The following is a 20,216-nucleotide window of genomic DNA, read 5'->3' as shown; positions in this document are numbered from 1 at the left end:
CCACAGAGTTATCCACAGCCTGAACGCTTTCCACAGCCGTTATCCACAGCGAGACCACGACTGAAGAGTCTGATAAGGGTTAACAGTGACCGATACTCCCGAGTCCACCCCGAACGAGCCGGAGACCCCGGAGACACTGGCGGCGGTCGTCCAGCACGACCGGATCGAGCCGGTCGGCCTCGAGGTCGAGATGCAGCGCTCGTACCTCGACTACGCGATGAGCGTCATCGTCGGGCGGGCCCTGCCGGACGTCCGGGACGGGCTCAAGCCGGTCCACCGCAAGATCCTCTACGCCATGTTCGACTCCGGCTACCGGCCGGACCGCGGGTACGTGAAGTGCTCCCGCGTCGTCGGTGACGTGATGGGCCAGTTCCACCCGCACGGCGACTCGGCCATCTACGACGCGCTGGTCCGGATGGCGCAGCCGTGGTCGCTGCGCTACCCGCTGGTCGACGGCAACGGCAACTTCGGCTCGCCCGGAAACGACCCGGCCGCCGCCATGCGTTACTGCCTCGTCGGCGACGCCCGGATTCGTACCGCTGAGGGGTCCGTGAGGATCGCCGACGTCGTGCCGGACGCCGCACCGAGCAGCGAGACCGATGTCGACCTCAAGGTCCGTGACCGCAACGGCGACCTGGTCCGCGCCTCCAAGTTCTTCCACTCCGGCGAGCACCCCACGCTGCGGCTGCGCACCCGCGAGGGGTACGAGCTGACCGGCACCCACAACCACCCGGTGCTCTGCCTGGTGAACGTGGCCGGTGTACCGACCCTGCTGTGGAAGCTGCTCGCCGAGATCGCCCCGGGTGACCGGGTGGTCCTCCAACGCACCGTGCCGGACGAGATCGGCTACCCGATGCTGGAGCACGTCGAGGCCGCCGTGCTGGCGGGCGCGTTCGTGTCCGAGGGGTGGGTGTCCGAGCAGCGGGCCGGCTTCAACAACGTGGACCGGGAGTTCTTCATCCGGGTCCTTACCGCCTACGACCTCGCGGTCGGCGGTCCCCGGTACGTCGCCGAGCGGGTCATCGCCTCCGGCAGCACGCTGCACGAGCTCGACGTACAGGATCTCTCCGCACTCCGGGCCAGCGTGCTGGGCGAGATGGTGGGAGCGCGGAGCGCCGACAAGTTCGTGCCGGAGTTCGTCTGGCGCGGGCCGGCCGCGGTCAAGCGGGCCTTCCTCCAGGCGCTGTTCGAGGGTGACGGTTCGTCGTCGCTGCTGCCCCGCCACACGATCCAGGTCTCCTACTCGACCCGCAGCGCGCGGCTGGCCCGCGAGGTCCAGCAGCTGCTGCTGGAGTTCGGCGTGGTCAGCCGGCAGTGCCGGTACGACAGCGGTGAGATCAAGATCGTCGTCACCAACCGGCGGAACGCCCGGATCTTCGCCGCCCACATCGGCTTCCTCGGCCGCAAGCAGGCGAAGCTGGAATCCGAGCTGGCCCAGGTGCCGGCGAGCAGCACCGCGCTCTCCGGCGACCACGTGCCGTTCGTCGGCGACTTCGTCCGTGAGCACGGCGCGAGCCGCTGGACCGAGCGCGACTGGCTGCGCCGGCACAACGTGGACCGGATCGAGCGCTGGGAGCGGGACCGCGACGAGATCGCGGCCCGGATCACCGAGCCGGGCATCCTCGACGTGGTCGAGCCGCTCGTCGACGGGCGCTTCTACTACGCCGAGGTGACCGAGATCACCGACGCCGGTGTGCGGCCGGTCTACAGCATCCGGGTGGACACCGAGGACCACTCGTTCGTCTCCGACGGATTCGTCAGCCACAACACCGAATGCAAGCTCGACCCGCTGGCGATGGAGATGCTGCGGGACATCGACGAGGACACCGTCGACCTGCAGGACAACTACGACGGCCGGGCCAAGGAGCCCACCATCCTGCCGTCGCGGATCCCGAACCTGCTGATCAACGGCTCCGAGGGCATCGCGGTCGGCATGGCCACCAAGATCCCGCCGCACAACCTGCGCGAGATCGGCGCGGCCGTGCAGTGGTGCCTGGAGCACCCGGAGGCCGACGAGGCCACCACGCTGGAAGCCCTGCTGGAGATCGTCAAAGGCCCGGACTTCCCGACCTACGGCCTGATCGTCGGCCAGGCGGCCATCCAGGACGCGTACCGGACCGGGCGTGGCTCGATCCGGATGCGCGCCGTGGTCGAGGTGGAGGAGGACAAGCGGGGCCGGCCGGCGCTCGTGGTCAGCGAGCTGCCCTACCAGGTCAACCCGGACAACCTCGCCGAGCGCATCGCCGAGCTGATCAAGGAGGGCAAGCTCGCCGGCATCGCCGACATCCGCGACGAGTCCTCCGGCCGTACCGGCATGCGGATCGTGCTCGTGCTCAAGCGCGACGCGGTCGCCAAGGTGGTGCTGAACAACCTCTACAAGCACACCCAGCTCCAGGAGACGTTCGGCGCCAACATGCTGGCGCTGGTCGACGGTGTGCCGCGCACGCTCAACCTGGCCCAGTTCATCCGCTACTACGTCGAGCACCAGATCGAGGTGATCCGGCGGCGGACCGCGTTCCGGCTGCGCAAGGCCGAGGAGCGGGCGCACATCCTGCGCGGTCTGTCCAAGGCGCTGGACGCGCTGGACGAGGTGATCGCGCTGATCCGTCGCTCGCCCACGGTGGAGGACGCCCGGCAGGGCCTGATCCGGCTGCTGGACATCGACGAGGTCCAGGCGACCGCGATCCTGGACATGCAGCTGCGCCGGCTCGCCGCCCTGGAGCGGCAGCGGATCCTGGACGACCTGGCGAAGCTCGAACTGGAGATCGCCGACCTCAAGGACATCCTGGCCAAGCCGGAGCGGCAGCGGCAGATCGTCTCGGAGGAGCTGGGCGAGATCGTCGCGAAGTGGGGCGACGAGCGGCGCACGAAGATCGTCCCGTTCGACGGCGAGGTCTCGATGGAGGACCTCATCGCCCGCGAGGACGTGGTGGTGACGATCACCCGCACCGGGTACGCGAAGCGGACCAAGGTCGACCTCTACCGGTCGCAGCGGCGCGGCGGGAAGGGCGTCAGCGGGGCGACGCTCCGCCAGGACGACATCGTCAGCCACTTCTTCGTATGCTCTACCCACGACTGGATCCTGTTCTTCACGAACAAGGGTCGGGTCTACCGGGCGAAGGCGTACGAGCTTCCCGAGGCCAGTAGGGTGGCCAAGGGCCAGCACGTGGCCAACCTGCTCGCGTTCCAGCCCGACGAGCAGATCGCGCAGATCATTGAAATCCCGAACTACCAGGTGGCCCCCTACCTGGTACTGGCCACGAAGAACGGCCTGGTGAAGAAGACGCGGCTCGAGGAGTTCGACTCCAACCGTTCCGGCGGCATCATCGCGGTCAACCTGCGCGATGAGGACGAACTGGTCGGTGCGGTCCTGGTCGCTCCGGAGGACGACCTGCTGCTCGTGTCGAAGAACGCCCAGGCGATCCGCTTCAACGCCACCGACGAGGCGCTGCGCCCGATGGGCCGGGCCACTTCCGGGGTGATCGGCATGCGCTTCAGCGGCGAGGACGAGTTGCTCGCCGTCGAGGTGGTGCGAGAGGGTCTGGACGTTCTGGTCGCGACGAACGGGGGTTACGCGAAACGTACCCCGATCGAGGAATACCCGGTCCAGGGCCGGGGAGGTAAGGGCGTGCTGACCGCGAAGATCACCGAGCGACGCGGTGGCCTGGTCGGCGCGGTCGTGATCGATCCGGAGGACGAGCTGTTCGCCATCACGAGCAACGGCGGCGTCATCCGGACTCCGGTGAAGCCTGTACGCCGTACGCGTGACCGGAACACAATGGGGGTCAAGCTGATGGACCTCCCGGACGGCGTGACTATCGTGGCGATTGCTCGCAATGCCGACGAGCCTGACGAACAGGACTAGTTGATGACGGAGACACAGGCGAAGTCGGGGAACAAGGGGACCTCGGCCACTCCGGTCGAGGAGGAGGCCGCGCAGGGCGGCACACCAGCGACCGGCCGCGCGGCTGTGGGCCGGGCCACGGTTCCCGCCGACGCGCCTGCCCCGAAGTTCACCCGGGCTCCCGGCATGGCCCCGCCTCCGGACAAGCCGGGAGAGGACTCCGGTTCCCGGGACTCGGCCGAGACCAAGGTCGACGCTCCGACGTCGGCCGACGGTCTGGCCGCTCCGGCAGCCAAGCCGGCGAACGCCACGAACACCCAACCGATCACCCCGTCGGCCACCGGCCGGGCCTCCACCGGGACGACCGGCACGCAGCCGCGGATCGGCGCCGGCCTGGGCACCGCCCCGAAGGCGTCGCCCGACGGCTCGCGCCCGAGCGGCGCCGCGAGCGCCCAGGCACGGCCCGCCAACGGTGGCGGCCTGCCGCCGGGCATCAGCGGCGCGGCGGCCGTCGGCGCCGCGCGCGTGGGTGAGGCGGTACGCGCCGCGCGTACCTCGGTCAGCTCGGCCGCGTCGCGCGGACCGCGACGGGCCCGGCTGAACCTGAAGCGGATCGACCCGTGGTCGGTGATGAAGTTCGCCTTCGCGGTGTCCGTGGTGCTCTTCATCGTGGTCGTCGTGGCGACGTCGGTGCTCTACCTGGCGCTGGACGCCATGGGTGTGTTCAAGAGCGTCAACGACAGCCTCACCGACCTGGTGAACGCCGGCGGCGGCCAGGGTGGCGGCGGCTTCCGGATCACCGCCAAGGGCGTGATCCTGACGTCGGCGCTGATCGGCCTGGTGAACGTCGTGCTGTTCACCGCGCTGGCCACGCTCAGCGCGTTCGTCTACAACGTCTGCGCCGACCTGGTCGGCGGGATCGAACTGACGCTCGCCGAGCGGGACTGATCGACCGACGCCGGGGCACCGCGTAAAGCGGTCGCCCCGGCGTCGTGCGTCCGGGTAGGTTCGAGATGGCGCGGGCGCTTCCACCACAGACCCCCGATTTGGGCGCGGTGGAGGCGATGGGTTAACCTAGCTCGTCGCTACGCGGGGCTATAGCTCAGTCGGTTAGAGCGCAGAGCTGATAACTCTGAGGTCGCTGGTTCGATTCCAGCTAGCCCCACCGCACATCGTCCGACGACAGTCGAGCGCGAGGGGTCAAGCACATGTTCAAGAAGCTCCTGATCCTGGCCGGCATCGTCGGTGTGGCCGCCGTCGTGGCCAAGAAGGTCAAGGCGTCGAACGACGAGCGCGCCCTGTGGCACGAGGCGACCACGGCGCCCGACCTGCGCTGAACGCCGACACGGGGCCCTAGCTCAACTGGCAGAGCACTGCCTTTGCAAGGCAGGGGTTAGGGGTTCGAGTCCCCTGGGCTCCACCACATCATCCGGCCAGGTCACGGCCTGTTCTCTCCTCCCCTGACTCTTGGCTGACTTCGGGTACGGCTTGTCGAACAGGTGGCCGTCGACCTCGATGACGACCCGCTCGACAACTAGAGTCGACGGGTGCTGGCAGCGTCGTCAGCGGTGCTCGCCGAAGACCGCCGCGGCCACCTGGTAGCTGTCGAACGCCCGGGCCGCCCCGGCGTACGCCTCTAGGTGGATGAAGAGCTCGACGATCTCCTCCTTGGTCACGCCGGACGTCAGCGCGATGCGCAACTGCCCCCGCAGCGGCTCGTGGGTGCCCAGCGCCGCCGCGACGGCCACCGAGATCAGGCAGCGGCTCCGCAGGTCCAGGCCTGGTCGCGGCCACGAGTCGCCGAAGGTGTGTTCGGTCGCCAGCCGCCGGAAGTCCTGACCGACCGCGGGTTCCCCGTCGGCCAGCGGCAGGGTCAACGGTTGGCCGAGGAGGCGCTCCGCGGTGTCGAGGGCCTGCTGGTATCGGGGATCGTCGGGCATGCGTTGCCACCTCCGCACGTGTCAGCCGATCGACTGCCGTTCGGTTCCAGCATCGCGCCCACCCCGGCCGTTCGGTCGGCCGTTCCGGGAAACCGGTTCCGTCCCTGCTGATGCTTGACGGTTGGTTTAGTGCGCCTGCTTTAGGCGAGGGCTACTCGCGGCCGGTGGCCATGACGAGGGCTTCGGTGAACTGCTTCCAGGTCGGTTGGTCGGGGAAGTCGTCCCCGCGCGGTTGCGATAGAGCCATGGAAGGGCTTTGAGCGAGGACCCGAGTGCGTCCAGGGAACGTTCGAGGGTGTGGTTCTCCCACTCGGTGGGGGCGCGCGCAGGTCGGTGAGCATCCGCGCGACGATCTCGGCCGCATCGGTGTTCGTGGTGACGTGGTCGACGTCGTCGGCGCGGATGTTGGCGAACCTGCCGGTATCGTGCGCTGCTCATCGGGTCATCGTGCCCGTTCTGGAGGGGGAGTCGGTCTTTCGGGGCGGCTGGCTTGATGTTGCGGACGGGCTGGGGGGTGGTGCGTATGCCGTTGTCGCAGGTGATGGCCAGCTCGGTGACGTCGACGGTGACGGTCTTGCTGGCATGGACTCGACCGAGGGCCACTTCTTGCCCGTTGCCTGACGCTGGCACGACGCGGTCGCGGAGTTTGGTTGCCGGCTGGGTTCGCGGAGGTGGGCTTTGAGGCAGAGGAGCGGTATTGCCGGACGAGGTGTTCCCCAGCGATCTTTCCGGCCACTTCTGGGCAACAGTGAAACGCCTGCCGGAACTCGATCGATGGCACTTTGAGATCCTCGACTATCAGAACAACGTCCTGCTCAGCGGCTTGGCCTGTAGCGAGAGGCAGGCCGCAGCCATTGTCAACCCGTGGGACCAGGTGATCGCAGCGTCGCCGGACGAAGAGGACCGCAGCATGGGTGGGCATCGATGACTCGGGATGACGGGCAAATCCGCGCCACGCGGACGCGCGGTCCTAAAGCATCGCGATCTGGCCGGGCAGTTCGGTAGGACCGGACAGCACTGCGCGGAGCTTGGTGATCCGCGGGAACTCGATCGCTCCCGCCTCGCCCCATAGGCTCCGCCACTCCGAGTCGTCGCCGAGGACCCGGTCGAGTGCTTCGACCGCGAGCTGTGGCAGGTCGTCGTCCAAGTCAAGGGATTCACCAGCAAGCAGGAAGTCCGGCGCGTACGGCGAGGTTATCGGGTCTCCGCCGGGCATCTGAGATGCCACGATGGCCGCTGCGGCGATGGCCGAGGCGGCGTCGTCATGGTCGAGGTACCCGGTGTTGAGTGCTGCCGTTGTCAGAGCAGCACGAACCATTGCCGGCCGGGCAGGCGGATCGGCATCGTGGAGATCACCGCACCAGTCGGCGGCGCTGTCGTTGTCGAACGGGCCGTCGTCCCAGGTGCCCATGTGCTCCTCCTTCACGTTCCCGGTGAGCGGATCATGAAGCCGAGCGGGGGCGGACGCAAGGCGCGAGAGCGCTTGGCGGTACAGCCATCGGTACAGCCAAGCCAGCCGACGGGCGCGCGTCGAAGCGCCTGGCGGGATCGGGGGTCCGTGCGGAGGCTTCGGCTCACAGTGGCCATGGTGGGCGGACGGCACTACGACGACAACGGATTTCTCCGTGTAGCAACTCGGTGAGACGGGCGGGGGTGGAGCAGACTGCCGGCAAGCACCCGAGCGGCGGGCAGATCGGCGAGGCTGTTCGGACCCAGGGACGACGTACTGATCGGTACAGAACGTGACTCGGATCATGAACCGATCGGTGCAGAATCCTGTTACGGTCGTGACAGAACCGAGCGGTACAAAATATCGCTCGCGCCGAGGGCCGGTCCGGTGATGCGGGTCGGCGCACACAGATGAGGGAAAACGATCATGAGCTCCGTCGCAACCCAGCCAGCCATGTCCACCCAGGAACTGCGGGACTTCTACCTGCGGTACGTCGAGCTGGCGAACAAGCGGGAGTTCGCCCGCATGGCCGACTTCGCCCACGAGGAGGTCGTCATGAACGGCACCCCGGTCAAGATGGCGGACATGGTGGCGGAGTTCTACAAGCACGTGGAGGCGGTCCCGGACCTCCACTGGGAGATCCAGGACCTCGTCGTCGAGGGCGACACGATCGCCGCCCGGCTCGTCGACACGGGCACCCCGGTCAAGGAGTGGAACGGCCTGGCCCCCACCGGCGCGTCGGTGTCGTTCACCGAGACCGCCTTCTACCGGGTCCAGGACGGCAAGTTCAAGTTCATGTCGTACCTGATGGACACCGACTCGGTGCGGCGGCAGCTCGCCGGCTGACGGAAAATCCGGAAAACGCGGCGCGCCCAGCCCGATGAGGCATCGAGCTGGGCGCGCGCAGGGAACTACGCGACGAAGCGGGAACGACGCCGGCGTCCGATGACGTAGCTGGCGCCGCCGATGAGCAGAAGTGCCCCACCGATGCCGGCAACGGTCGCGGTGTCGGCTCCGGTCACGGGCAGCCCGCCGCCCTCGCCACCACCGTCGCCGCCGGGCGCACCCACGCCGGCGGAGGGGGTGACGGGCGGAACGACTGTCGACGTGGCGCTGGGCGTCGCGGTCGGCGTGGTCGGCGTGGTCGTGGGCTGAGACGGCGTCGGAGTCGGAGTCGGCGTCTGGGACGCGCAGTCGAGCGCACGAGCCTCGTACAGGCCGTTGTTCAGGTAGGCGAGGTAGGCCTCGACGGACGGGTCGTCGAGCACCTTCTGCGCGGCGGCCCGCACGTTGGGGCCGGCGCCCGTCATCGTCTGGCCGATCCTGACGCGCAGAGCGATCGCCCAGCGATCCTGCACGTTCTTGAGGTATGCGCGAAGGTCGTCCGAGGTGCCCTTGAGCCGCTCCTCGATCTCGCCCGGCAGAACCGGCAACGATTCGGCCTGCGCCTCGGCCAGCAGCCGGTACGCCAGCAGCCGAAGCTCGGAAACGGTGGCGGTGTCCAGGTCGATGGTGACAAGTTCGCGGAAGTCCTTGTACACCTTGCGTTCGACCGTCTGGCAGGACTCGTTCAGCCCGGGCGATGCGGCTTGCGCCGCCGCAGGCGCCGCCGGAATCAAAAAGGCCAGCGCCACCAGGGCACCGGCCGGAACCTTCCATTGCATGTGGACTTTCCTCCCCGTGGAAATCAAAACATGGAGATGTTAGCGGTACCGGTGCCCAAAGCAAGGGCATTGATGTGGCCGACGCTGCACAGAGTGCGCTAAGGGCACAGTCGATCAACTGCCTCTTTGATCGCCGCCACCCGGGTCGCGAGCGGTCCCGCCGGCACGTCGACGAGGTCGAATCCCGCCTCGCGGTACGTCAGTTCGTGGACCCGCTCGAAGACGAGCGACTCCTCGAAGCTGATCCGCCGGGCCGCGGTCGCCTCGACGAAGCCCTGATTCCGGACGAAGAAGACGGTCCGTTCCGTCGTCATGCCCTCGATCTCGTCGAGCAGGGCGGACGGCGGCGTCATGCCGAGGTGGCGGCACAACGCGAGCGTGCACACGGGTGAGCGGTCGTGGAACACCACGTCGTCGCCGAACATCTCGGCTCGGCGCCGACGCCTCCGCTGGAGATCCAGCACCCGCTCGGCGAAGTCCGGCTCACGCCACGGCTCGGGTCGGCCGAGCGCCTGGCGAAGCGCGATCACGTCGGTTGCGGCCTCCTCCACGACGGGATGGCCGTCGAGTTCCAGGTGGCGCAGGATCGCTGTCTTACCGGAGCCGGGAGCGCCGGTGAGGATGTATCCGGGCATGACGTCCTCCGATGGCGGGCAGCCTCTTGATAGGCAAGCCACTACTTGCATATGGTGGGTGACGTGGGCGATCTGTACCAGGCGCTGGCCGATCCCACCCGCCGCCTGATCCTCGACGAGCTGACCGAGCGCGACGGTCAGACCTTGTTCGAGATCTGCGGCCGGCTGGCCACGAAGCACCAGGTCGGCTCGTCCCGGCAGGCGATCTCCCAGCACCTCGACGTCCTGGAGGCCGCCGGCCTGATCGTCACGCGGCGGCAGGGGCGCTACAAGTTCCACCACCTCGACACCCGGCCGCTGCGGTCCATCACCGAGCGATGGCTCAGGTCCGCCGAACCCACCCAGGAGAACCCATGAGAATCAACCTCACCAGCGTGTACGTCGACGACCAGGCCAAGGCGCTGCGCTTCTACACCGAGGTGCTCGGCTTCGTGAAGAAGACCGACGTGCCGACCGGGGAGTTCCGCTGGCTGACAGTGGTCTCGCCGGACGCCCCGGACGGCGTGGAACTGCTGCTGGAGCCCGACGCGCACCCGGCCGCCAAGGCGTTCAAGGAGGCGCTCGCGGGCGACGGCATTCCGCTGACGCAGTTCGCGGTGGACGACGTGGCCGCCGAGCACGACCGGCTGCGGGGCCTCGGCGTGCTGTTCACCCAGGAGCCGGTCGACATGGGCCCGGTGACCACGGCGGTGTTCGACGACACCTGCGGCAACCTGATCCAGATCGCACAGTACCGGTAGCCGGGCGCTGACTCCGCGCGGAACCGCTGGACACGATCGGTCACGCTGGCGGCATGACGGTGTGGCGGCGCCCGTACTCGCTGGACCTGACCACCGCCGACTTCATGGTCGTGGCGGTGCTGGCGGTCGGCTTCTTCGTGCTCCTCGTGTTCGAGGTCCGCGGTGGCAGGATGCTGGGACCGGAGGTGCTGTTCCTCGGAGTGTGGAACGCCGTCGGCCTCGCCGTCGCGGTTCGCCGCGCGATGCTCGGCGTCTGGGTGAGCCCCGTCGGCGTGCGCTCGCGCTTGCTGCTCCGCACGACCACGGTGCCGTGGGCGTCGGTCGTGGAGATCCGCAGCGGTGCGGGTTCGATAGCGGGCCTGGACATGGGACGCGACGCGATCGTCATCGAGCGGACCGACGGCGAGCCGGTGCAGACGCCGATCCAGTCCGGCGCCATCGTCCGGCCGTTCCGCCTGGAGCTGACCCGCCTGGTCACCTGGCCGGAGCACTACGACGAGATCCTCGCGAACCTGCGGGAGTGCCACCGCAACGCCCGTCCCCCGGAGCAGCGCGCGCCGGCGACCCCGGCCCCGGACCCGGCCCGCGCCGACCGGCCGGAGCAGGTCCGGCGGCCGGCTCCGAACGCCGCCCGGCGGCGCGACATCCACGCGCTGACCAGGCAGTACGAGCGTGGGGTGCTGACCGACGCCGAGTACGCGGCGGCGTTGGCGCGGCTGCGCGGTGACGGGTAGGCGTCAGCCGAGCCGGTCGAGCAGTTCGCGGCTGCGGCTCACCACCAGGGCGGTCGCCTCCGCGTCGTACGAGGGCAGCGAACTGTCGGTGAACAGGTGCCGGTCACCGGGGTAGACGTACAGCTCGCCGCGCTCGGGGCCGACGATCGACACCAGCTCGCGGGCGGCGTCCACGTCCCCTTCCAGCCCGAAGAACGGATCGTGCTCCATGCCGTGCACCTGCACCGCCACGCCGTCGGGCCAGGGACCGATCGCCCACTCGCCGGTCACCGGCAGGCAGGCCTCGTAGAGGAGGGCGGCCCGGGCGCCGGCCCGGGTCTGGGCGAGCCGCTGGGCGATGGCGGCCCCCCAGGAGACGCCCGCGTAGACCAGGTCGGCGGGCAGGTCGGCGACGAGCGCGTCGGCGCGCTGGTCGAGGACGTCGCCGCCGATCCGCTTGGTCAGCGCGGCGCCGTCGGAGATGGTGGCGGGCAGTTCGCCGTCGAAGAGGTCGGGGGCGTGCACGGTGTGCCCGCCGGAGCGCAGGGAGTCGGCGAGCGCGCGAACCCCGTCCGTGAGCCCTTGAATGTGGTGGAAGAGCACGATCTCGGCCATCACTACACTCCTGAGTTGTCAGACCAGAGTTATCGAACGAACCAGAATCTTAGAACGGTCGAGAAATGTCGGTCAATCAGCGGATCCCGGACTACGACCTCGACGACCTGCTCGTGGTCACCGCCCCGGAGCAGCTGCGTGCGCTCGCCGACCCGTTGCGGAGCACGCTGCTCGAACTGCTCCTGGAGCGCGCCGCCACTGTCAACGAGATGGCCCGCGCCGTCGACCGGCCCAAGAGCAGCGTGGCGTACCACGTGAACCAGCTGGTGGACGCCGGTCTGCTGCGCGTGGTGCGGACCCGGCGGGTACGCGCCATCGAGGAGCGGTTCTACGGGCGGGTGGCTCGCACCTACTACGTCGGGGCGCTCAGCCGGGCGGAGGACAAGCAGGTGGTGTCCCGGATGAACGGGCTCGCCGAGGCAGCCGCCGAAGCGGCGGCCGCGCACGCCGCCGACGAGTTGCGGTGCACGCTCGTGCACGCGCGCATCCCGATCGAGGACGTCCGCGAGTTCTGGGCGGAGGTGCAGGCGCTGGCCCGGCGGTTCGCGCAGATCCCCCGGGCCGGCGACCAGGTGTACGGCTTCGCCGCCGGCCTCTACCCGACCGACGCGCCCACGCTCCCCGACACGGACCCCGCCACCGACAGGCGCGGCTGACCGCCCCACCACGCGACGGCGGGGTCTTGCCGGGGCGGCGATCCGGGCAGGCTAGCGTCGGAAGCGTGAGCACCGGATCCCCGCGCGTCCTGCCGGCCGAGCGCGGCATCGACGAGGCAGCCGCCGTCCTGCGCGCCGGCGGGCTGGTCGCCTTCCCCACCGAGACGGTCTACGGGCTGGGCGCCAACGCGCTCGACGCCCGCGCTGCCGCGCGGATCTTCGAGGCGAAGGCCCGGCCCAGCTTCGACCCGCTGATCAGCCACCTCGCCGACGCCGCCGACCTGGCCGCACTGGTCGGCGAGGTGCCCACGGCGGTGGCCGAGCTGGCGAAGCGGTTCTGGCCCGGCCCGCTCACCCTGATCGTGGACCGGCCGGAGAGCATCCCGCCGATCGTCACTTCCGGCTTGGACACCATGGCGGTACGCGTACCGGACGAGCCGTCCGCGCGGGCACTGATCGCGGCGGCCGGTGTGCCGGTGGCCGCGCCGAGCGCGAACCGGTTCGGCCAGCTCAGCCCCACCCGGGCCGAACACGTGGTGGCCGGGCTGGGCGGCGCGGTGGACGTGGTGCTCGACGGTGGGCCCACCCGGTGCGGGATCGAGTCGACGATCGTGGACGCCCGGGGTGACCGGCCGGTTGTGCTGCGGCTGGGCGCGCTGCCGGTCGAGGCGCTGGTCGAGGCGGTCGGCCCGGTCGAGGTACGCCAGGGCAGCTCCGGTCAGCCCGTCGCGCCCGGGACGCTGGCCGCGCACTACGCCCCGCGTACCCCGTTGCGGTTGGGCGCGGCGGCCGAGCCCGGCGGCGGCCGGCGTGGGTTTCTGGCCTTCCGGGAACCACCGGCGGACGGCGACTGGGCCGCGGTGGAGGTGCTGTCGCCCGACGGCGACGTGACGGCGGCGGCGGCGCGCCTGTTCGACGCGCTGCACCGGCTCGACGCGGCCGGGGTGACCGAGATCGTCGCCGAGCCGGTACCGGACACCGGCGTGGGCCGGGCGATCAACGACCGGCTGCGCCGCGCCGCCGCCACCTGGCACTGAGCGGCGGTCAGCCGCGGACCGGCCGCCCGCGACCCGCCGGTCAAGGTGTCAGCGGAACCGTTTCGCCACGAAGAACGGTACGAATCTGGCCGGCGAAGCCGCGCCGCCTCGCCTCCTCGACGAAGTGCCGCAACGGCGACCGGAACACCGGGTAGTCGTCGTAGTGGATCGGCACGGTGAGCCGTGGCCGGATCAGCTCCACCACGTCGGCGCCCTGCCGGGCGTCCATCGTGAGCAGGATGCCGGCGATGCGGGTGCCGCCGAGGTGGATCAGCATGGCGTCGATGTCCGGGAAGCGGGCGGGGATCTCGGCGAGCTGCGGTCGGCGCAGCGTGTCCCCGGTGACGTAGAGGCGGAAGCGCCGCTCGCCGCCCTGTTCCAGGTCGATCAGGCTGCCCATCACGTCGGGGAGCGCGCGGTCGAGCAGGCCCGGCCCGTGCTGGCCGGGCAGCGCGGTCAGGCGCAGCGTCTCGTCGCCCCGGTGCAGCTCGTACGCCCGCCAGGTGGGTAGCCCTTCCGCCGCGCCGAAGCCCCAGCGGCGCAGCTTCCGTTCCGCCTGCGGCGTGGTGAGGATCGGCAGCGACCGGTCCAGGCCACGCCGGGCGACCCGGTCGAAGTGGTCGCCGTGCAGGTGGGACAGGACCACCGCGTCCAGCGGGGGCAGCTCGGGGATGGTCAGCGCCGGGTCGGTGCTCCGCTTCGACCACAGGCCCCGGCCCAGGTACGCCCGTTGTCCCCGGTGCAGGAAGTTCGGGTCGGTGAGCAGCGTGAAGCCGCCGATCCGCAGCACAGTGGTGGCCGTACCGACGAACGTCACCTCAGGCGTCATGTCCTTCGCCGTACCCCTGATCGGGACGCCCATGCGAGCCGGGCTGCGGCAGGCGGTCGACCAGCTTGGTCAGCGTGCCGTTGGCGAACGTCGCGCCGAGCGCCGAGCCGGTCGCGATGGTCCAGCCCACCGGGCCGAGCGGGGTGCAACCGAAGAACTGGCTGACACCGGGCGTCTGGACCACCGCCACGAGCACACCCACCGACGCGGCGGTGGCGGCGAGCACGCTGGGGCTGGTGCCGCCGGCCAGCACCGTCTGCCCGAGCTGTGTGCCGATCAGCGAGGCCAGGGCGACGGTGCTGGCCCGCCGCTGGGTGCCGGTCCACCTGGCGATCGTCCAGCCGGCGGTCGCGCCCAGCGTGGTCGACGCCGCACGCAGGCCGATCTCCCGGGTCATGGTGACGCCGAGCGAGGAGTCCGGCCCCTCCCGCAGCAGGTGGTCGGCGCTGTCGTCGGCGGGCGGGCGGACCGCGATGGCGAGCGCGGGCGCCAGGTCGGTGAGCAGGTTGACCAGCAGGAGTTGCCGGCCGTTCAGCGCGGACCGGCCGGTCGCGGCGGCGGTCAGCACGCTGAACGCGATCTCGCCGAGGTTGCCGCCGACCAGGATGCTCAGCGCGTGCCGGACCGACGACCACATGGCCCGTCCCTCGACGAGCGTGGCGATGATCGTCTCCAGCCGGTCGTCGGTGACCACCAGGTCGGCGGCGGCGCGGGCGGCGGGAGTGCCCCGTTGACCGAGAGCGATACCGACGTCGGCGAGCCGGATCGCCGGGGCGTCGTTGGCGCCGTCACCCGTCATCGCGACGGTGCGGTCCTGGCGCTGCAACGCCTGGATGATCCGTACCTTGTGGGCGGGCGTGCAGCGTGCCACCACGTCGGTCGCCATCAGGCGCTCGGCGAGCGCGGCGTCGTCCAGCCGGTCCAGGTCGCTGGCCGTGACGACGCGCTGCCCGCCGTCGTCCGGGCTGATCGCGGCGGCGATCGCCTCGGCGGTGGCCGGATGGTCGCCGGTGATCATGACGGTGTGCACGCCCGCGGCCCGGATCCGGGCCACCGCCGGCCGGGCGCTCTCCCGCACCCCGTCGGCGAGCGTCAGGAAACCCACGAAGACCAGGCCGTCGACCTGCTCGTCGCTCACCTGCTCGGTGGAGACCGGGCACTCGGCCACGGCGAGGATGCGGTGCCCGGCGCCGGCCCGCCCCGCCAGCATCGCCTGCACCTCCTCGCGTCCGGCCGCGTCGAGCGGCCGGTCCCCCTCGGCGGTTCGGCGGGACGCGCAGCGCGGCAACACCGACTCGGGGGCGCCCTTCACGCTCAGCAGCAGCCCGCCGGCGGCACGCCCGACAGCGGCGCTGTAGCCGCGGGACGGTTCGAACGGCAGCCCGGCCGTGGCGGTCCAGTCCGCCGCTCCGGTCCGCTCGTCCACCCCGGCGGCGTCCGCGCCGTGGCGTACCGTCCGGTCGGTCTGCTGCGGCAACTCGTCCGGGTCGGCGGCGGACGGGGTGGCCCGCACCGCGGCGGCCAGCGTCGACCGCAGCGGCTCGTCCAGGTCGTCCAACGCGGCGTACCGGCCGTCGCCCGTACCCACCCCGGCCAGCAGCAGCTTCCCCTCGGTGAGCGTGCCGGTCTTGTCGAAACAGAGCACGTCGACCCGGCCCAGCGCCTCGATCGTCCGGGGGTTGCGGACCAGGGCGCCGTGCTCGGCCAGCCGCCGCGCCGCCGCCAGCTGCGCGGCGCTGACCAGGAACGGCAGCCCCTCCGGCACCGACGCCACGGCCAGGTTCGCGGCGGTCGCCGCCGTCTCGGCAAGGGGTACGCCCCGAAGCAGTCCCGCCCCGGCCACAGCGATCGCCGAGGCGGCCGCCAGGGGTACGGCGCTGCTGGTCAGCTTGCCGAGTCGCGCCTCCACGCCACTGGCGGGCGGGGCCTCACGGGCCATGGCGAGGCTCCGCCCGGCCTCGGTCTCCGCGCCGGTGGCCACCACCACCGCGGTGCCGTGGCCGGCGGCGACAGTGGTGCCCTCGAACAGCATCGAGCGCCGTTCGGCGATGGCCGCCGCCACCACCGGATCCGGGCTCTTCGCCACCGGCAGCGACTCGCCGGTCAGTGACGACTCGTCCGCCTCCAGCCCGTCGCTGGTCAGCACCCGGCAGTCGGCCGGTACGGCGTCCCCGGAGCTGACGGTGATCACGTCGCCGCGTACCAGCTCCTCGGCGGGCACCACCCGCTCCTCGCCGTCGCGCACCACCCGGGCGGTGACCGCCGAGCGGGACAGCAACTCGGCCAGGGACCGTTCGGTGTTGCGCTGGTGCACCGCGCCGACCAGCGCCGAACCGCCCACCACGCCGCCGACCAGTGCGGCGTCGACGAGGGAGCCGAACGCGGCGGAGAGCACCGCGCCGGCGGCCAGCACCGGGGTGAGCGGGTTGGACAGCTCCTCGACGAACGAGCGGAGCAGCCCGGCCGGGCCGTGCTCGTCCCCGACCTCGACCCGCCGGCGGCGGGCCGCCTCCTCGTCGGTCAGCCCGGACGGGCCGGTGTCGAGCTGGTCCAGGACGGTCTGCGTCGGCATGAGATGCCAGGCGGTGAGCGCGGGCATCGGGGCGCCGGTACGGTCCGGCAGCCGGTGCGCCCGGAACACGCCGTGCGCGAACGCGAGCGCCGCCGCGCCGTTCACCGCCGCCAGGGCCGGGCGGGGCAGGCGCCGCCGGTCGGCGGTGAACGCGCCGAGCACACCGAGCCCGCTGCCGGCCATGGCGATCCGGATGTTCTGCTCGGTCATCCGGCGGGCCACCCCGGCGGCGTCGATCAGCAGGGCCGGCACGCGCAGGTCGTCGCCGACGAGCAGGTGCGCGCCCCACGGCGGCAGGTCGTCCGGGCCGTACACGCCGAGGCCGCAGTCGGACGCGGCGAGCGCCGACCGCTCACCGGAGACGACCATCACCACAGCGCCCTCGCGTTGCAGGTCGTGCACCGCGTCGGCGAGCCCGGGGCCGCCGGGCACGAGCAGGTCCGCGAAGTCGTACCGGCCGTCGTCCGGGCCGCCGACCACGAGCCGCAGGCCCGCCTGGCGGGCGGCCGACGCCAGCGCGTCCACGCCGGGCGCGGGCTCCGGCTCGACCCGCAGTACGGCGGCGAGCCGGCCGTTCTCGGCCAGCCCGAGCAGCCGTCCACCGTCGGCGCGCAGCCGGGCGCTGTCCGGGGTGTCTCCGGGGTCGTCGGCGCCGAGGCGGTCCAGTGGGCCGATCCGCCAGCCGCCGTCGGCGCGTACCGCGTCCGGCTCGGCCGGGTCGAACAACGCGAACGCCCGGGCGGAGACTCGCCCGGTGTCGGCGTCGGCCAGCGGCGCGAGGTCCGCCAGGACCCCCCGGTCCGAGCCGAGCACCGCGGCGTCCAGCACCACCGTGTCGATCCGGTCCAGCTCACGCAGCACGCTGCGGTCCATCGCGATCACACCGCGCCGGGCGAGCATTCGGCCGAGCTGGGCGCCGTACCCCTCGCGGCCGGAGCCGGGTGCCTTCGGCAGCGAGGACAGCGCCAGCGCGGCGGCCCGCTTCGGTCCCAGCACCGGCAGTGCCGCCGCCCCGGCGACCGCGCCGGCCGGGAGCACCCGCTTGGCGTACCGCTCGGGCTGCCCGTCCGGCACCGGGCAGGGCCGCTCGCCGTCGGGCACCCGGGCTACCGCGTGCTCCGGGTCGCCGGTAAGGCGCGGTTCGGCCCGCCGCCACGCGGTCAGTTGAGCGGCACCCTCGCCCCACTGCACCACGCGTTGCGCACCGTCGAGCACGATGCCCGCCCACCCGCCGGTGAGACCCTGCACGACAGCCTCGGCCAGCGGGAACAGCAGCTCGGCGCGCGGGTCGGCGCGGATGCCCAACCCGGCCAGCGCGTGCAGCTTCGGGTGCAGGTCGACAGCGCCCAGCAGACCGGCCACCTCGGCCGGAATCGGGGTCAGCGGCAGCACGCGGGTGGCGGCGGAGATGCCCAGCCCGAGCACGTCGGACAGCAGCGCGCCGAACGTCCGCGCGGTACGCGGACCGTCCTCGGGCGGCTGCGGCGGTTCGATCTCCGGGTCCGGCTCGTACGGGCAGGTCCGCTCGACACGGGCCACCGTGGCGATCAGGTCGCGCAGCTTCGGCGCCGGATCCCCGGTGGCCACCACCACCCGGCCGGACGGAGCGTTCACCCGCGCCCAGGTCACACCCGGCATCGACTCCAGCGCCGCCTCGACCTGACGGGCCAGCCGGTCACCGCCGTCCTGGCAGACGCCGTGCACCTCGATGTGGTGGCGGCCGTCCTGCGACCACACCCGGCGGCTGGTCAGCCCGGTGAGGCGGGCCAGCCGGGCTGCGGCCGTACCGACGCTGCCCGCGACCTCGGTGACCCGGGCCGGCACGGCGTCCGTGGGCAGGGCCGACCCGACGGTACGCGCGACGCGCGCGGCGGCGTCCGGTACGACCGTCGGCGACAGCAGGAGGCCGGCGAAGCGTCCCAGCGAGGTCATCGAGTCGTACGGCCGGGCAGTCGGTTGAAGGTGTCGCAGCCGTACGCCATCTCGCCTCCCGGTCTCGTCCCGGCGGCCCGACTTCCCGGCGCGGCGTCCGTTATGCCACCCCGACGGCAGAAGTTTCCGGCGTCGGCCCGCCGTTGCCGCGCGGGACGAGACGCGCGACACAGTTGACCTCAACCGGGGGTGAGGTCCGAGGCTGAACGCCATGACCAGCACCACCGCCGTACCGGCTGATCCACCCGTCGACCTGTGGTCGCCGCGCCTGCGGGCGATGACGGTGGGCAGTGTCGCCCTGGTGTCCCTGCTCGCGTTCGAGGCGCTGGCGGTGGGCACCGCCATGCCGACAGTGGCGCGCAGCCTCGACGGGCTCGGCCTGTACGCGCTGGCGTTCGGCGGCTCGTTCGCCTCCGGCGTGGTGGCGATGGTCGCCTCCGGCATCTGGTGCGACGCGCGCGGGCCACGCCCGGCCATGTGGCACGGGGTCGTCTGGTTCGTCGCCGGCCTGGTGGTGGCCGGTGCCGCCACGACCATGGAGGTGCTGGTCGTCGGGCGGGTGGTGCAGGGCTTCGGCTCCGGACTGGTCTCGGTGGCGCTCTACGTGGTCGTCGGCCAGGCGTACCCGGAGCAGTTGCGGCGTCGGATCTTCGCCGCGTTCGCCGCGGCGTGGGTGGTGCCGTCGCTCGTCGGTCCGGCGCTGGCCGGACTGATCGTGGAACACCTGGGCTGGCGGTGGGTGTTCCTCGCGGTGCCGGCGGTGGCGATCCCGGCGGCGCTGCTGGTCCAGCCGGGTCTGCGGGCGCTGACCGCCACCGTGGCGACCCGGCCGCCGGCGGGCGCCCTGGCCCGGATCGGCTGGGCCTGCGGGGCGGGGGCGAGCGCCGCACTGCTGCACTACGGGGGGCAGCAGCGCGGCGTGCTCGCCGCCGGCCTGATTGCCGGGGCGCTGGCCGGGCTGCTCGTCTGCGTGCCGCACCTGCTGCCTGCCGGTTTCCTGCGCGCGGCACGGGGACTGCCGACGGTGATCGGGCTGCGCGCGCTGGCGTCGGCGGCGTTCGTGGCCGCCGAGGTGGTGATCCCGTTGATGCTGTCCCGGGAGCGTGGTTTCTCACCCACCGGCGCGGGCCTGGTGCTGACCGTCGGTGCGCTGTCCTGGTCGGTGGGCTCCTGGATCCAGGGCCGGATCGGCTCACCCCGTTCGGCGGCGACGCTGCCCCGGGCCGGGCTGGCCTGCATCACCATCGGTACGGCGGGCGTGGCGTCGGCGCTGGTGCCCGGACTGCCGGTGCTGCCGGCCGTGCTGAGCTGGTCGGTGGCCGGGCTGGGTATGGGCCTGCTCTATCCGTCGCTGTCGGTGCTCACCCTGGAGCAGTCCGCCCCGGCCGAGCAGGGCCGCAACAGTTCCGCGCTGCAACTGGGCGACTCGCTCGCCGCCGCCACGGTGCTGGCGCTCACCGGCGCGGTCCTGGCCGCCGGTTCGTCCCCCGGCCCGGCCGGCTACGCGACCACGCTGGGCGTCGCAGCCGCCTGCGCCCTGCTCGGCCTGGTTCTGGCCGGTCGAGTCTCCCCCCGCCCCGCCATGTGAC

At 71.7% G+C, this 20,216-nt stretch carries 19 protein-coding genes and 2 tRNA genes; 14 read left to right on the top strand and 7 right to left on the bottom strand.

Annotation, left to right across the window (positions count from 1 at the left end; all coding sequences use genetic code 11):
• The first annotated feature begins 85 nt into the window (after nucleotides 1-85).
• From gyrA to EAD96_RS20455, 5 genes are all read left to right on the top strand, one after another.
• Nucleotides 86-3,865, top strand: coding sequence for an intein-containing DNA gyrase subunit A (gyrA, locus tag EAD96_RS20470; RefSeq protein WP_121685448.1), 3,780 nt, complete (start codon nucleotides 86-88; stop codon nucleotides 3,863-3,865).
• Nucleotides 3,866-3,868: 3 nt separating this feature from the next.
• Nucleotides 3,869-4,792: a DUF3566 domain-containing protein gene (locus EAD96_RS20465; protein ID WP_121685447.1), complete on the top strand. Its 924-nt coding sequence runs from the start codon at nucleotides 3,869-3,871 to the stop codon at nucleotides 4,790-4,792.
• Nucleotides 4,793-4,935: 143 nt separating this feature from the next.
• Nucleotides 4,936-5,009: transfer RNA gene (locus EAD96_RS20460), tRNA-Ile, on the top strand.
• Between the two features lie 43 nt (nucleotides 5,010-5,052).
• Nucleotides 5,053-5,181, top strand: a complete 129-nt coding sequence (locus EAD96_RS31600) for a DLW-39 family protein (RefSeq protein ID WP_013283222.1) — start codon at nucleotides 5,053-5,055, stop codon at nucleotides 5,179-5,181.
• A gap of 10 nt (nucleotides 5,182-5,191) precedes the next feature.
• Nucleotides 5,192-5,267: transfer RNA gene (locus EAD96_RS20455), tRNA-Ala, on the top strand.
• Nucleotides 5,268-5,406: 139 nt separating this feature from the next.
• On the opposite strand, the gene EAD96_RS20450 is transcribed toward EAD96_RS20455, so the two are convergent.
• Nucleotides 5,407-5,784, bottom strand: coding sequence for a carboxymuconolactone decarboxylase family protein (locus EAD96_RS20450; protein WP_088986731.1), 378 nt, complete (start codon nucleotides 5,782-5,784; stop codon nucleotides 5,407-5,409).
• Between the two features lie 333 nt (nucleotides 5,785-6,117).
• Here EAD96_RS20450 and EAD96_RS31025 point away from each other — a divergent pair, with 333 nt between their 5' ends.
• Together EAD96_RS31025 and EAD96_RS20440 are read left to right on the top strand one after the other, a co-directional pair.
• Nucleotides 6,118-6,405, top strand: coding sequence for a hypothetical protein (locus EAD96_RS31025; RefSeq protein WP_158614807.1), 288 nt, complete (start codon nucleotides 6,118-6,120; stop codon nucleotides 6,403-6,405).
• 76 nt (nucleotides 6,406-6,481) lie between these two features.
• Nucleotides 6,482-6,712: a hypothetical protein gene (locus tag EAD96_RS20440; RefSeq protein WP_121685446.1), complete on the top strand. Its 231-nt coding sequence runs from the start codon at nucleotides 6,482-6,484 to the stop codon at nucleotides 6,710-6,712.
• Nucleotides 6,713-6,754: 42 nt separating this feature from the next.
• On the opposite strand, the gene EAD96_RS20435 is transcribed toward EAD96_RS20440, so the two are convergent.
• Nucleotides 6,755-7,195 carry a DUF4259 domain-containing protein gene (locus EAD96_RS20435; protein ID WP_121685452.1) on the bottom strand — a complete coding sequence of 147 codons (441 nt, stop codon included), beginning with the start codon at nucleotides 7,193-7,195 and terminating at the stop codon, nucleotides 6,755-6,757.
• A gap of 465 nt (nucleotides 7,196-7,660) precedes the next feature.
• Between EAD96_RS20435 and EAD96_RS20430 the strand changes: the two genes are divergently transcribed.
• A complete protein-coding gene (locus tag EAD96_RS20430) occupies nucleotides 7,661-8,080 on the top strand; it encodes an ester cyclase (protein ID WP_199733244.1) in 420 nt (139 codons plus the stop codon).
• Between the two features lie 65 nt (nucleotides 8,081-8,145).
• Here EAD96_RS20430 and EAD96_RS20425 read toward each other — a convergent pair whose 3' ends face one another.
• The gene (locus EAD96_RS20425) at nucleotides 8,146-8,898 is read right to left on the bottom strand and encodes an LPXTG cell wall anchor domain-containing protein (protein WP_121685444.1); all 753 of its coding nucleotides are present in this window, start codon (nucleotides 8,896-8,898) and stop codon (nucleotides 8,146-8,148) included.
• Nucleotides 8,899-8,996: 98 nt separating this feature from the next.
• Nucleotides 8,997-9,533 carry an AAA family ATPase gene (locus tag EAD96_RS20420; protein WP_121685443.1) on the bottom strand — a complete coding sequence of 179 codons (537 nt, stop codon included), beginning with the start codon at nucleotides 9,531-9,533 and terminating at the stop codon, nucleotides 8,997-8,999.
• Between the two features lie 51 nt (nucleotides 9,534-9,584).
• Between EAD96_RS20420 and EAD96_RS20415 the strand changes: the two genes are divergently transcribed.
• The 3 genes from EAD96_RS20415 to EAD96_RS20405 are packed head-to-tail and all read left to right on the top strand — an operon-like array spanning nucleotide 9,585 to nucleotide 11,007.
• Complete coding sequence (locus tag EAD96_RS20415; RefSeq protein WP_091413576.1) at nucleotides 9,585-9,890, top strand: helix-turn-helix transcriptional regulator; 306 nt, start codon at nucleotides 9,585-9,587, stop codon at nucleotides 9,888-9,890.
• Nucleotides 9,887-10,273 carry a VOC family protein gene (locus EAD96_RS20410; protein WP_121685442.1) on the top strand — a complete coding sequence of 129 codons (387 nt, stop codon included), beginning with the start codon at nucleotides 9,887-9,889 and terminating at the stop codon, nucleotides 10,271-10,273. The genes EAD96_RS20415 and EAD96_RS20410 overlap by 4 nt, the downstream gene beginning before the upstream one ends.
• Before the next feature lie 53 nt (nucleotides 10,274-10,326).
• Nucleotides 10,327-11,007, top strand: coding sequence for a PH domain-containing protein (locus EAD96_RS20405; RefSeq protein WP_121685441.1), 681 nt, complete (start codon nucleotides 10,327-10,329; stop codon nucleotides 11,005-11,007).
• A gap of 3 nt (nucleotides 11,008-11,010) precedes the next feature.
• Here the strand turns inward: EAD96_RS20405 and EAD96_RS20400 are convergent, their stop codons facing one another.
• The gene (locus EAD96_RS20400) at nucleotides 11,011-11,601 is read right to left on the bottom strand and encodes a dienelactone hydrolase family protein (RefSeq protein ID WP_121685440.1); all 591 of its coding nucleotides are present in this window, start codon (nucleotides 11,599-11,601) and stop codon (nucleotides 11,011-11,013) included.
• 65 nt (nucleotides 11,602-11,666) lie between these two features.
• Here EAD96_RS20400 and EAD96_RS20395 point away from each other — a divergent pair, with 65 nt between their 5' ends.
• Both EAD96_RS20395 and EAD96_RS20390 read left to right on the top strand, forming a co-directional pair.
• Nucleotides 11,667-12,257 carry a helix-turn-helix domain-containing protein gene (locus EAD96_RS20395; RefSeq protein WP_121685439.1) on the top strand — a complete coding sequence of 197 codons (591 nt, stop codon included), beginning with the start codon at nucleotides 11,667-11,669 and terminating at the stop codon, nucleotides 12,255-12,257.
• Nucleotides 12,258-12,346: 89 nt separating this feature from the next.
• Nucleotides 12,347-13,294, top strand: coding sequence for an L-threonylcarbamoyladenylate synthase (locus EAD96_RS20390; protein WP_121685451.1), 948 nt, complete (start codon nucleotides 12,347-12,349; stop codon nucleotides 13,292-13,294).
• A 40-nt stretch (nucleotides 13,295-13,334) separates the two neighbouring features.
• Here EAD96_RS20390 and EAD96_RS20385 read toward each other — a convergent pair whose 3' ends face one another.
• Together EAD96_RS20385 and EAD96_RS20380 are read right to left on the bottom strand one after the other, a co-directional pair.
• Nucleotides 13,335-14,123 carry an MBL fold metallo-hydrolase gene (locus tag EAD96_RS20385; RefSeq protein WP_121685438.1) on the bottom strand — a complete coding sequence of 263 codons (789 nt, stop codon included), beginning with the start codon at nucleotides 14,121-14,123 and terminating at the stop codon, nucleotides 13,335-13,337.
• Nucleotides 14,113-18,627: an HAD-IC family P-type ATPase gene (locus EAD96_RS20380; protein WP_121685437.1), complete on the bottom strand. Its 4,515-nt coding sequence runs from the start codon at nucleotides 18,625-18,627 to the stop codon at nucleotides 14,113-14,115. The genes EAD96_RS20385 and EAD96_RS20380 overlap by 11 nt, the downstream gene beginning before the upstream one ends.
• A gap of 211 nt (nucleotides 18,628-18,838) precedes the next feature.
• On the opposite strand from EAD96_RS20380, the gene EAD96_RS20375 reads away from it, so the two are divergent.
• Nucleotides 18,839-20,215, top strand: a complete 1,377-nt coding sequence (locus EAD96_RS20375; protein ID WP_121685436.1) for an MFS transporter — start codon at nucleotides 18,839-18,841, stop codon at nucleotides 20,213-20,215.
• Nucleotide 20,216 lies beyond the last annotated feature (1 nt).

The sequence above is a fragment of the Micromonospora sp. BL1 genome (genome assembly GCF_003667485.1).
Lineage (GTDB): Bacteria > Actinomycetota > Actinomycetes > Mycobacteriales > Micromonosporaceae > Micromonospora > Micromonospora tulbaghiae.
This window is presented reverse-complemented; position numbering and strand designations above follow the sequence as displayed.

What these genes read in the sequence shown, in the direction of transcription:
- EAD96_RS20465 (WP_121685447.1), top strand. Translation starts at nt 3,869, where the DNA reads ATGACGGAGACACAGGCGAAGTCGGGGAACAAGGGGACCTCGGCCACT.
- EAD96_RS31600 (WP_013283222.1), top strand. Translation starts at nt 5,053, where the DNA reads ATGTTCAAGAAGCTCCTGATCCTGGCCGGCATCGTCGGTGTGGCCGCC.
- EAD96_RS20450 (WP_088986731.1), bottom strand. Translation starts at nt 5,784, where the DNA reads ATGCCCGACGATCCCCGATACCAGCAGGCCCTCGACACCGCGGAGCGC.
- EAD96_RS20435 (WP_121685452.1), bottom strand. Translation starts at nt 7,195, where the DNA reads ATGGGCACCTGGGACGACGGCCCGTTCGACAACGACAGCGCCGCCGAC.
- EAD96_RS20430 (WP_199733244.1), top strand. Translation starts at nt 7,661, where the DNA reads ATGAGCTCCGTCGCAACCCAGCCAGCCATGTCCACCCAGGAACTGCGG.
- EAD96_RS20425 (WP_121685444.1), bottom strand. Translation starts at nt 8,898, where the DNA reads ATGCAATGGAAGGTTCCGGCCGGTGCCCTGGTGGCGCTGGCCTTTTTG.
- EAD96_RS20420 (WP_121685443.1), bottom strand. Translation starts at nt 9,533, where the DNA reads ATGCCCGGATACATCCTCACCGGCGCTCCCGGCTCCGGTAAGACAGCG.
- EAD96_RS20415 (WP_091413576.1), top strand. Translation starts at nt 9,585, where the DNA reads ATGGTGGGTGACGTGGGCGATCTGTACCAGGCGCTGGCCGATCCCACC.
- EAD96_RS20410 (WP_121685442.1), top strand. Translation starts at nt 9,887, where the DNA reads ATGAGAATCAACCTCACCAGCGTGTACGTCGACGACCAGGCCAAGGCG.
- EAD96_RS20405 (WP_121685441.1), top strand. Translation starts at nt 10,327, where the DNA reads ATGACGGTGTGGCGGCGCCCGTACTCGCTGGACCTGACCACCGCCGAC.
- EAD96_RS20400 (WP_121685440.1), bottom strand. Translation starts at nt 11,601, where the DNA reads ATGGCCGAGATCGTGCTCTTCCACCACATTCAAGGGCTCACGGACGGG.
- EAD96_RS20395 (WP_121685439.1), top strand. Translation starts at nt 11,667, where the DNA reads ATGTCGGTCAATCAGCGGATCCCGGACTACGACCTCGACGACCTGCTC.
- EAD96_RS20385 (WP_121685438.1), bottom strand. Translation starts at nt 14,123, where the DNA reads ATGACGCCTGAGGTGACGTTCGTCGGTACGGCCACCACTGTGCTGCGG.
- EAD96_RS20380 (WP_121685437.1), bottom strand. Translation starts at nt 18,627, where the DNA reads ATGACCTCGCTGGGACGCTTCGCCGGCCTCCTGCTGTCGCCGACGGTC.
- EAD96_RS20375 (WP_121685436.1), top strand. Translation starts at nt 18,839, where the DNA reads ATGACCAGCACCACCGCCGTACCGGCTGATCCACCCGTCGACCTGTGG.